The 10851-nt window shown below is 46.0% G+C and carries 7 protein-coding genes and 1 pseudogene; 3 read left to right on the forward strand and 5 right to left on the reverse strand.

Annotation, left to right across the window (positions count from 1 at the left end; all coding sequences use genetic code 11):
• Positions 1-112: 112 nt before the first annotated feature.
• From AB6E78_RS09100 to AB6E78_RS09110, 3 genes are all read right to left on the reverse strand, one after another.
• Positions 113-562: a TerB family tellurite resistance protein gene (locus AB6E78_RS09100; RefSeq protein WP_102428587.1), complete on the reverse strand. Its 450-nt coding sequence runs from the start codon at positions 560-562 to the stop codon at positions 113-115.
• 153 nt (positions 563-715) lie between these two features.
• A complete protein-coding gene (locus AB6E78_RS09105) occupies positions 716-2743 on the reverse strand; it encodes an alkaline phosphatase family protein (RefSeq protein WP_372133160.1) in 2028 nt (675 codons plus the stop codon).
• A gap of 24 nt (positions 2744-2767) precedes the next feature.
• A complete protein-coding gene (locus AB6E78_RS09110; RefSeq protein ID WP_372112973.1) occupies positions 2768-3253 on the reverse strand; it encodes a hypothetical protein in 486 nt (161 codons plus the stop codon).
• Positions 3254-3333: 80 nt separating this feature from the next.
• Between AB6E78_RS09110 and AB6E78_RS09115 the strand changes: the two genes are divergently transcribed.
• The 3 genes from AB6E78_RS09115 to AB6E78_RS09125 all read left to right on the forward strand — a co-directional run bounded on the left by AB6E78_RS09115 (position 3334) and on the right by AB6E78_RS09125 (position 9566).
• On the forward strand, positions 3334-4662 hold the full coding sequence (locus tag AB6E78_RS09115; protein ID WP_017070881.1) for a MipA/OmpV family protein: 1329 nt from the start codon (positions 3334-3336) through the stop codon (positions 4660-4662).
• Positions 4663-4860: 198 nt separating this feature from the next.
• Entirely contained in the window at positions 4861-8928 is a 4068-nt protein-coding gene (gene hrpA / locus AB6E78_RS09120; protein ID WP_372133163.1) for an ATP-dependent RNA helicase HrpA, read from the forward strand.
• A 143-nt stretch (positions 8929-9071) separates the two neighbouring features.
• On the forward strand, positions 9072-9566 hold the full coding sequence (locus tag AB6E78_RS09125; protein ID WP_017060444.1) for an outer membrane beta-barrel protein: 495 nt from the start codon (positions 9072-9074) through the stop codon (positions 9564-9566).
• A 154-nt stretch (positions 9567-9720) separates the two neighbouring features.
• On the opposite strand, the gene AB6E78_RS09130 is transcribed toward AB6E78_RS09125, so the two are convergent.
• Together AB6E78_RS09130 and AB6E78_RS09135 are read right to left on the reverse strand one after the other, a co-directional pair.
• On the reverse strand, positions 9721-10503 hold the full coding sequence (locus tag AB6E78_RS09130) for a hypothetical protein (RefSeq protein ID WP_136974838.1): 783 nt from the start codon (positions 10501-10503) through the stop codon (positions 9721-9723).
• Positions 10424-10851, reverse strand: a pseudogene (locus AB6E78_RS09135) (hypothetical protein); the annotation flags it as partial. The pseudogene AB6E78_RS09135 and the gene AB6E78_RS09130, both read right to left, overlap by 80 nt.

Raw genomic sequence — 10851 nt, forward strand, 5'->3', positions numbered from 1 at the left:
AGCTCCTCTCAGCCCTGTTTAGTCAGCTTTCAGTTTACCGATTCAAAAAAGCGACCGGTTTCTTAACCCGTCGCTTTTGTTTATTTCAGTTTCCAATTCATTATTTCAGGCACTAATTTTCGCCTAAAACACTTAACTTACTCTTGATGAAGTCACTGTGGTCAACGTAGAGCAGCTCCGCTGTTTTACGGATCACAGAATCTTCGATAGGGTCAATTTCCCCGTCGGCATGCGCTACTTCCCACATCGCTTTGATTAAGTCGATTCGCACTGGCTGAGATAGGTCTCTGAGTTGCGATGTAAAGTCATACAGCGATACTGATTGCTCTACTTTCGGCTCTGCTTGCGCGAGCAGTACCTTTGCTTGTTCTTCATCTAAATCCAGCAAACGCTGCAGAAGCTGTAGCTTAGCGACTCTTTCTGATTCATTGATCTGATGGTCGGCACCCGCGACTTCACACAACAAACTCGCGATGGCGATATTAGGTGATGTGCCTTGGTTTTTGCTTAGGTCCTGGCCTTCAATCAATTGTTTAAACATTGATGTGAGAGAATTGAACATAACGAGCTCCAGTTAAAATTTGTATCGAGTTCCGTAACGCTGATAGCTATCAACTATAACCATAAGCATAACTATTGGGTCTACAGAGTGTGATCGCAAGCGTCTTTACTAAAAACTGACATTACGGATACGCGAGCGATAAGGAGCATTTTATCAATCGGGCTCTGGGAAACGGGTAATTTTACCGTCGCCACTGAGTGTCGTGATCGATTGCGGTTTCCCATCAGTGTCTAGCCTCAATTCTCCAATCGCACTGCGGTTTGAAAGGCGATAGAAGGTCTGATTGTCAGGGCTTCGCTTTTCGATCTTCAAGCGTTTACGCTTAGTGAAGTAGTTCAAAACTGAGCGAGGGCTGTATAACAGGCGGTCCCATACATCGCAGAATTTAAGCAGCGGAGCAGGGAACTGATTTTTAATACCACTGCAGGTGATTTGATAGATGTTCGGGCTGTTGCGACGATACCTAAGCTTGATGTCATAAGCGAAGGAGTAGTGAACATCGCCAGAAAGTACCACGAAGTTGGTCGGTGTTTTGGTATGGGTAAAGATGCTAATTAGCGTATTAGCACTGCCCGGATGTGCCATCCAGTTTTCAGCGTCAATCACTAATGGCTTGCCGATTGTGGTCGCCATCTTTTGCAGTGTTTCAATAAACTTCACGCCAAACATCGGTGCAGCAGAAACGATCACCACTTTATCTTGATTCATTAACTGATGTTGAAACTCAATCAAGGCTTCCCAGTCCATTAAACCTGAAGGCTTGTTCATGCGCGACTCGGAACGCCAACGACGCGTACGAGTATCCAACACAATGACTTTGGGTGAGGTATCTATTGTGTAATGCCACTCTTCAAAGCGACTCAGCATCTCAATAAAGGCTTGATGCTTGTCTGGCTCGATGTTGCCAATAGAGTGAGTAGTCGCTGCATTGCCGGCTTCATTATGAGTTTGTTTACTAATGCGCGGTTGTTTAGTAATGAGCGGTTGAGCGACAAAAAGCTGTTTTGCTTGCTCGATAAACGTTTCATCGAAGCTCTCCGGTTTGTTACCCCAACCTTGACACATCCAGTAAGCCGCAAGGCCGTTACCAATGACTTGGGTCGCGAACTGGTTTTGGTCGACGGCATGCTCCCAACCCACGGTAAGGTTCCAATCATCCGTCACATCGTGATCATCGAAGATCATGTACGTTGGAATATGCGCGAACAGACGTTGCACTTGCGGTAAGCCAGCAATGAAATCATCCATGATGACGCTTTCATCACGCCATTGTTGCTGCTCAGTCGGTGTTAATTGGCGTCCACCTTGAGTGAAGTTATTCTCAATTAAACGCTCTCGATTGACGCATTGCCACAGTGTCGGAGACCAAACCAATAAGTACATCGCGATAAACTCAGACAGCGTGACCAAGTGGTTTTCACAATCGGTAGAGCTAAAAATCGGCACGCCACGGTTCGGGAATAACTTATCGAGCATGGATTCTGAAGCTGTGTGGTGCGGCAAATAGTGATGACGCTGGTATAAGTGGTATTCACTGTTATACAGAGCGTCACTGTTGTTGATTTGTTTAATTTGCGAGTCAGTCGGTAAGCTTTCGCCTACAAGGCCAAGCAGGTGAATCACTTGTTGAAGAGCATCAAGTGTTGGGCCTGCCACATGGTCGGCGTAGATCTGATCGCCGCTCATCATCAGCATGTCGGGTCTTTCAGCGACGGTTTGATCGGCCATCTTGTTATCGGCTGCAATTAGGCTGTCTTTGCTTGGATGATGCGGGTTGCGGCAAGAGCCATGAAGAATGTAATCAGCTGAGGTCGATATCTTAAACTCAACGCGAGATTTACCGTTGTAAACAAGGTGAGGGGCGAGCTCTTTTAGTGAACCTGACTCTGTGTGAATGTCATATTCAAGCAGCGTATTAGTCGGAAACTCACCTTGTAAGCGAATTAGCGTTATCCACGCATGTGTACCGATTTGAATCGAATCATGTTCTTCAAGCGATGAGGTATAAAACGGCTGGTCTTGTGCTGCTTCAGAATCGTCTATTTCTTGAGTATGAAGCTCGGCTCTGCCTGTAAGAGGCGAGCTGGTGGCTAACCAAAGTACCACTTCAGTCGCGGTGGTTTTTCTTAAAATGGGTCCGGCGAGTAACAGGGGAAGAGATGATGTCGTAGAGGGTTTCAATACGGTACCTAAAATCGTTGGTGGCTAGTCGTCGTGGTGTTCTTTTGTTTCGATCTTATTTGTGTCTGGCTTTGTGGTTTCAAGCGTTGATGCTTCAAGTTCTACTGAGTCAGATTCTGTTGATTCAAGAACTTCGATAACTTCTGAGCTAGAAAGTTCATGGCCCATTAGAAATATTGCCAAAAGGGCATCGGCTTTGGTCTTGGTATCGGAAGGCTCGTCTAATAACAGTTCGAGCTTTTCTCGAATCATAGCAATCTCGTGCTCAACAAAGCCACGGCCTTCTTCATCCCCTTGATTGTCTTCAGGGGCATTATCGAATTCAAGAAATAGCATGTCACCGTCTAGGTTGGTATCCACCAAACGCTCAGGCAACCACGCCTCACCCATAACAATATCTGGATCGGAATCTTTGGGTAAGTGATCTATAATGTTTTGTAATTCGGAGACTTTCACAATACTTTCATTTAACCGAGAATATTCTACATTGTAACGGTCAATGCCGAGCAAACCTAAAAATAGTTAGCCGTCATGGTTAATAAATGTCTAATCAGTAACACAATATTTTTTCAAAGAGTAATTACACAAGAATGAAGCTCAAATATTTACCGACTCTTCCTTCATCTGGATTGGTTTTACTAGGTAGCGCTTTCCTAAGTGGCATTTTCGTAAGTGCTAATGCGTGGGCCGCTGAAGAGCAAGAGTGGGGCATCGCTGCAATGTTCCGTACAGCAAGCATCCCTTATGACACGTCTGGTGGCGACCAATCGGTTAGCTCATTCGTACCGATGCTGTTTTTCAAGAACGATTATGTGTTTATTGACGGTACTGAGATGGGGGCATACCTCTATCAAACTGACGATGAGAAGTGGTCTTTCAATGCTATCTCTCGCATGCGCTTTATTGATATTCCTGCATCTGAGCAGAACGCGATTGAAGGCGATACGGCGGACTTTGGTGCTCAACTGACCTACCAACTTGATGATTCTTGGTCTGTCGAGACGGAGTTAATGAGCGACAGTGAATACAACTTCCACGGTAACTTACGAGCTAAAGCCAAGTATGAAACTGGAGATTGGGAGTTTTACCCGAGCGCGACGCTGCGTTATAAAAGTGCTGATTTCAACAGTGAGTATTACTCCGCATCTAATGAAACCATTGGTGCTGGTGTTGACTTAAATGTTGGTGTTGAAACGCGTTACCATGTGGTTTCTAACTTGTACTTATTGGGTTCAACCAGTGTGACTCGATTGGACGATAACGCTTACGATTCTTCGATTGTTGAAGACCGTTATCAGGGGGAATTGTACCTTGGCTTTGGTTTCTTTAACGACAAAGAGAAAGCGCCAAAACCTAAACTGAGCAATGCGCCGTACTTACGTGTCGCACACGGCTGGGGAACGCCATCCAATATTGGCGACATCATGAAGTTCAATCGAGAGAAAGACGAATACAACAACCAGTTGACCTCGTTCTTCTATGGACACCCGTTAACCGATGAGATCTTCGGTTTGCCACTGGATATCTATTTAACCCCAGGTATTGCGCACCACTGGAGTTCAGACGTTCAATCGAGCAGCACCGAATACATTATCGCAATCAAGGCGTACTACACCTTTGATTGGCCAACTCAGTGGCGTGTTGGTGTGGCAGAAGGTATGTCTTACATCGATTCGATTACCTATATCGAAGGCTCTGAGATGGACCGTAAAGGTTACACCGCAAGCCATCTATTGAACTACTTAGACTTCTCATTCGATGTCAACGTTGGCGACTTGATTGGTAAGAATGACTTGAACAACTTATGGTTCGGTTATTCATTGCATCACCGTTCTGCAATCTTTGAAAAATCCTCTCAGTATGGTCGTATCAAAGGCGGTAGTAACTACAACACGGTTTACTTCCAATATGAGTTTTAAGCGCAGTTTTTAACGTTAGCTTTAAACCAGAGTTGACTAAGTACGAATTACATTTGACCGCGCTTTCATAGCTCCTGCGAGTGTTAGCGAGATTAATCAGCCTGATAGCTAAAGGTTTTCCCTTTGCTGTCAGGCTTTTTTGTTTGAGACTTGTGATATAATCGCGCGAGTTTAATAAGTACAAGAATAGGACACGCTTTGACTTCGTCTCCGGAAAAAGCAGATAACAACAAGAATGCAGCACAGCCAAGTTCTTCACAGAGCAAAGCCAAGCCAAACCAAGCGGCATCGAAAAAGTCTGCTGAACAATCAAATACCAAAAAAGCTGATCAATCAGCGACAAACAACAAATCATCTCAGAATAGCCCAGCCTCTCTTCGTAAAGCGCTCAACGAATGTATGATGCGCGATCGCTTCCGTTTGAGTAAGCGAATTGCTGGTGCGAGCAAAATTAAGAACGAACAAGCTAAGCACGCTGTCTTTGATGAGATTGCGTTAGACATTGCTAAGTCGATGATGACGGCAACTCAGCGTGCGGCACAGAAACCAACGATTGAATACCCAGAAATTCTCCCGGTTAGCCAAAAGCGCGAAGACATCGCGAAAGCCATCGCTGAAAACCAAGTGGTTATCGTGGCGGGTGAAACGGGTTCGGGTAAAACCACTCAGCTACCAAAAATCTGTTCTGAGCTTGGCCGCGGCCGCTTTGGCTTAATTGGTCACACTCAGCCCCGTCGTCTTGCGGCGCGTTCGGTTGCGAACCGTATTGCTGAAGAGATGGAAACACAGCTGGGTGAGTTCGTTGGTTATAAGGTTCGATTCAACGACCAGATTTCTGACAATACCCAAATCAAACTGATGACCGACGGTATTCTACTGGCGGAGATTCAACACGACCGTTTCTTAAATCAGTACGACACCATCATTATCGATGAAGCGCACGAACGTAGCCTGAACATCGATTTCATCATGGGTTACCTGAAAGAGTTACTGCCAAAGCGTCCGGATCTGAAAGTGATCATCACGTCGGCAACCATCGATCCAGAGCGTTTCTCTAAGCACTTTAACAATGCACCGATCATTGAAGTGTCTGGTCGTACTTACCCAGTTGATACGCGTTACCGCCCATTAGGTGGTGATGAAAGTGATTCAGACCGCGACCAAATCGAAGGCATCTTTGAAGCCGTTGATGAGCTGTGTGATGAAGGCCTTGGCGATATCTTGATCTTCATGAACGGTGAGCGAGAAATTCGTGATACCGCAGATGCATTAAGTAAACGCGACCTTCGTGATACCGAAATTGTCCCGCTTTACGCGCGTCTATCGGCGGGTGAGCAGAACCGTATCTTCCAGTCTCATACTGGTCGACGCATCGTTCTGGCAACCAACGTGGCAGAAACCTCGTTAACCGTTCCGGGCATCAAGTATGTTATCGACCCGGGTACGGCGCGTATTAGCCGCTACAGCTATCGTACTAAAGTACAACGTCTACCGATTGAGCCAGTGTCTCAAGCGAGTGCAAACCAGCGTAAAGGTCGTTGTGGTCGTGTTGCAGAAGGTATCTGTATTCGTTTGTACTCTGAGGAAGATTTCGAGTCACGCCCAGAGTTTACTGACCCAGAGATTCTTCGTACTAACCTAGCATCGGTTATCCTTCAGATGACAGCGCTAGGCCTAGGCGATATTCAAGCGTTCCCATTTGTTGAAGCGCCCGATAAGCGCAACATTCAAGACGGTGTAAGGCTGCTTGAAGAGCTTGGTGCGATCGCCACCGTTGAACCGTCAGCGAACAAAAACAAGAACCACGGCGACGACAAGAAGAAGCTAACCGCGATTGGTCGTAAGCTGGCAAAACTGCCTATCGATCCACGTTTAGCGCGTATGGTAATTGAAGCGCCACGTAACCGATGCCTACACGAAGTGATGGTGATCGCGTCTGCGTTGTCGATTCAAGATCCGCGTGAGCGTCCATCAGATAAGCAACAATCGTCTGATGACAAGCACAAGCGTTTCTTCGATAAAGAGTCTGACTTCATCACGTTTGTGAACTTATGGGATTACATCAAGCAGCAGCAAAAAGCATTGTCGAGTAACCAGTTCCGCAAACAGTGTAAGCAAGATTACCTCAACTATTTACGTATCCGTGAATGGCAAGATGTGTACTTCCAAATTCACCAAGCAATGCGTGAGCTAGATACTAAGTTGAATACAGAACCGGGCAGCTACGATGGCATTCACATGTCACTGCTATCAGGTCTGCTTTCGCACATTGGTATGAAAGACCAAGAGAAGAATGAGTATCAAGGTGCACGTAATGCACGCTTCCACATCTTCCCTGCGTCTGGCCTATTTAAGAAACAGCCTAAGTGGATCATGTCTGCGGAGCTGGTAGAAACCTCAAAACTTTGGGGCCGTGTTATCGCGAAGATTCAACCTGAATGGATTGAACCGCTAGCGAAACACCTGATTAAACGCAGTTACAGCGAACCACATTGGTCGAAGAAACAAGCAGCGGTAATGGCACACGAAAAAGTGATGCTTTACGGAATCCCAATCGTACCTAAGCGCCTTGTGAACTACGGCGCGATTGATGCAACCGTCAGCCGTGAGTTGTTTGTACGTAGTGCATTAGTAGAAGGTGAGTGGGAAACCAAACACGCTTTCTTCAAGCAGAACCGTAAGCTTCTACAAGAAGTCGAAGAGCTAGAGCATAAATCGCGTCGTCGTGACATCTTGATCGACGATGATGAACTGTTCGATTTCTATGACCAGCGTGTTGGTGAAGAGGCGGTTTCTGGCCGTCACTTTGATACATGGTGGAAGAAGACCAGTCAGAAAACCCCTGAGCTGCTTAACTTTGAAAAATCGATGCTGTTCCGCGGTGATGCTAGCCACGTTACCGATCTGGATTACCCGAACTTCTGGCACCAAAACGGTATCAAGCTCAAGCTGAGTTACCAATTTGAGCCGGGCGACGATAACGATGGTGTAACGGTACACATTCCGCTGCCTATCTTGAACCAGATCGACCAGAACGGTTTTGATTGGCAGATCCCGGGTCTACGTCAAGAGCTAGTAATTAGCTTGATTAAGTCGTTACCTAAAACGCTACGCCGTAACTTTGTACCTGCGCCAAACTACGCAGATGCATTCTTGGCACGTGTGACACCGCTTGAAGCACCGTTACTGGATTCTCTTGAGAAAGAGCTACGCCGCATGACGGGTGTGGAAGTGGTACGTGATGACTGGAAGTTAGACCAGATTCCAGAGCACTTAAAGGTAACATTCCGCGCTGTAGATCATCGCAAGCGTAAGCTGAAAGAACAGAAAGATCTGCATGAGTTGAAAGAGAGCCTGAAAGACAAGGTTCAAGAAACGCTTTCTAAAGTGGCAGACGACGATATCGAGCAGCAGAACCTGCACACGTGGAGCTTTGGTGAATTACCAAAAGTCTACCAACAGAAACGTGGTGGCTACGATGTTAAAGCCTTCCCTGCGCTGGTGGATACCAAAGACAGCGTAGAGATCAAACTGTTCGAAACCGAGCAAGAGCAAATCTCGGCAATGAAATCGGGTCAGCGTCGTTTAATCTTGTTGAACGTGCCATCACCGATCAAATACTTGCACTCGAACCTGCCGAACAAATCGAAACTTGGCTTGTACTTCAACCCATACGGACAGGTACTCGATCTTATCGATGACTGTATCGCTTGTGGTATTGATAAGCTGATTGAAGAGAAGGGCGGTTTGGTTTGGGAACCAGAGCAGTTTGAAGCTATGAAAGAACACGTACGTGCAGAGCTGGGTGATACCGTAGTAGAGATTGCTCAACAGGTTGAAACCATCCTAACCACGGCATTCAGCATCAGTAAAAAGCTGAAAGGACGCGTGGATCTTTCTATGGCATTCGCACTTTCTGACATAAAAGCTCAAGTAGAAGGTTTGATTTTTAAGGGTTTTGCCACAGAATGTGGGTGGAAACGCTTGCCGGATATTCTACGCTATATGAGAGCGATTGAACGCCGCATGGAAAAACTGCCAATTGACCCGAACAAAGATCGTCTTCACATGATCAAAGTTGAGTCAGTAATGAATGATTACAAAGAACTGCTGAATAAAATTCCAAAAGGGATCGCGGTTCCAGAAAATGTAAAAGAGGTGCGTTGGATGATAGAAGAGCTTCGTGTAAGCTTCTTCGCACAGCAGCTCGGTACGCCTTACCCAGTATCAGATAAGCGTGTTAAAAACGCGATTGATGCTTGCTAAAGGAATAAAGCTAGACGCAATGGCAAGGTTTGGGTATAAATCTTGCTTATTGCATTACTAATTGAATAGTTATTACATACAGGGCGACTTGGTGGCAATTTATTACCACTCAAGGCCTGCCACTAGGACGAAAAAGGTCGAATATGAAAAAAACGTTATTGGCATTAGCACTACTAGGTGCATCTTCAACAGCAATGGCTGATTCTTGGTTGTACGGCGGTGTAATGGGTGGTCAAAACTCATTCGCTGGTGAAGATGAAAACGCGGTGGGCATCCACGTAGGTACAGGTATCCTTCCACTAATCGGTGTTGAAGCGGGTTACTGGGATCTAGGTTCTTTCGACAACGTTAGCTACGGCAACCGTGCTAAACAAGGTGTTGACGTAAGCACTGCTTACCTAGCGATCAAACCAAGCATCGACTTCGGTCCTCTTCACGTATACGCGAAGGGTGGTCTTCACTCATACGAAGTGAAAGGCGATAACTTCAAGCAAGACGATGTAGACGTAATGTACGCTGTAGGCGCTGAATACTTCATCTTTGGTCCACTATCTGTAGGCGCTAGCTACCAAAACTTCAAAATGAAAGATGACGACTCTGGCGTTTTCTCTCTAAACGCAACTATCCACCTACTGTAATTAATCAGTAAGACGATCGTAAATAACGGTCGGTTAGTCGCTAAAGAGTTCGTAAGAACTCAATAAAAAATGCCAGCTTAATAGCTGGCATTTTTGTATCTGTTAACCGGGTAATTGCAACTCTGTTTTCTTCTAACAGGCAGCGGGTAGACGGTTACTTTTTACTGTTCAGAATACGCTGGATTCTTGGGTTAATCGCTTTGCCGTGCTGGCTTTCGTACTCTTCACGTTTTAAATCGTTTAGGTTTTTCACTGAGTTAGCGGCAAGCAGGAATTGCGGCAACTCCGTTTCCAGCATGCCTTTCTCATCTAAACGTTTTGCTTCCAAGTAGTACTTCTTAAACAGACCATCCAGCTTGTTTTCAGCCGTACGCTTCAAGTCATACAGTTTGTTCTGAATCAGCCATTTTTCAATTTTGTTGGCAGCGGTGCGAGACAACACACGGATACGGCTATCCAGCAACTCTTCTTCAGTTAAAGAATCTTTCAGGATCCACAGCTCACCCATTTGCGGCGGCCAGCTGTTACCAAGCTGAATACGTTCGTGGCAGTGCATTAAAACGCGGTTAAGGCCGTCTGAATCAACAGAGTTGGCAAACTCAATGAACTTACCGCTTGGCTCACTACCGTACTGATATTCCCACTGCGTTTCGTACACGCTCAAGAAAGAGCCGAACACGTGAATACACCAATCGGTTAGTTCCAGCTCTGCAGGATCTTGATCAACAACAGGTACTTGTTGAGACGCACCAGAATCCGCAGCTTGTGCAGCCGCTACTTTCACTTCGGTACTTTGCGCTTCAATCACTTCAGGTACTAATGGACCTGTAGCGTCAGGTACAACAGGTTGAGCTGGCTCAGAAGGTTGGCTTTTTGCCTTTTTGAATGAGCTGCTGCCTGAAGCGTTCAGATGGGCTAAGCTTTTGTCTATACCCATTTCCTTGAGCTTGTCCTGCATTTCCTGAATATTGAGAGGTCTTCTGCTGTTGTTGTCTTTCATTTTGCTTCTCGTTAACTAGCCAGTACTGCAGCTTGGATTCAATCCGAGATAATGGCATTAATTCATTGGCTTTGGCTTTATACCAGAGGACAAATTTCTTCCATACTAAACTATGGTCACCGGTCAAACCGGAGAATTTAAACGCACGTTCTGCCCATGATGGTATCTCTTCTTCGTTGAGATCATGAGTAGAGACGGTGTTGCTGTTCATTGAGCCTCGACCTTGTGGGCGAGGGGCCTGCTGCATATGTTGCATTGGTACCGGAGCAGGCTGAAACTTAGGTG

It is taken from the genome of Vibrio sp. 10N.247.310.98 (assembly GCF_041467395.1).
GTDB lineage: Bacteria > Pseudomonadota > Gammaproteobacteria > Enterobacterales > Vibrionaceae > Vibrio > Vibrio crassostreae_C.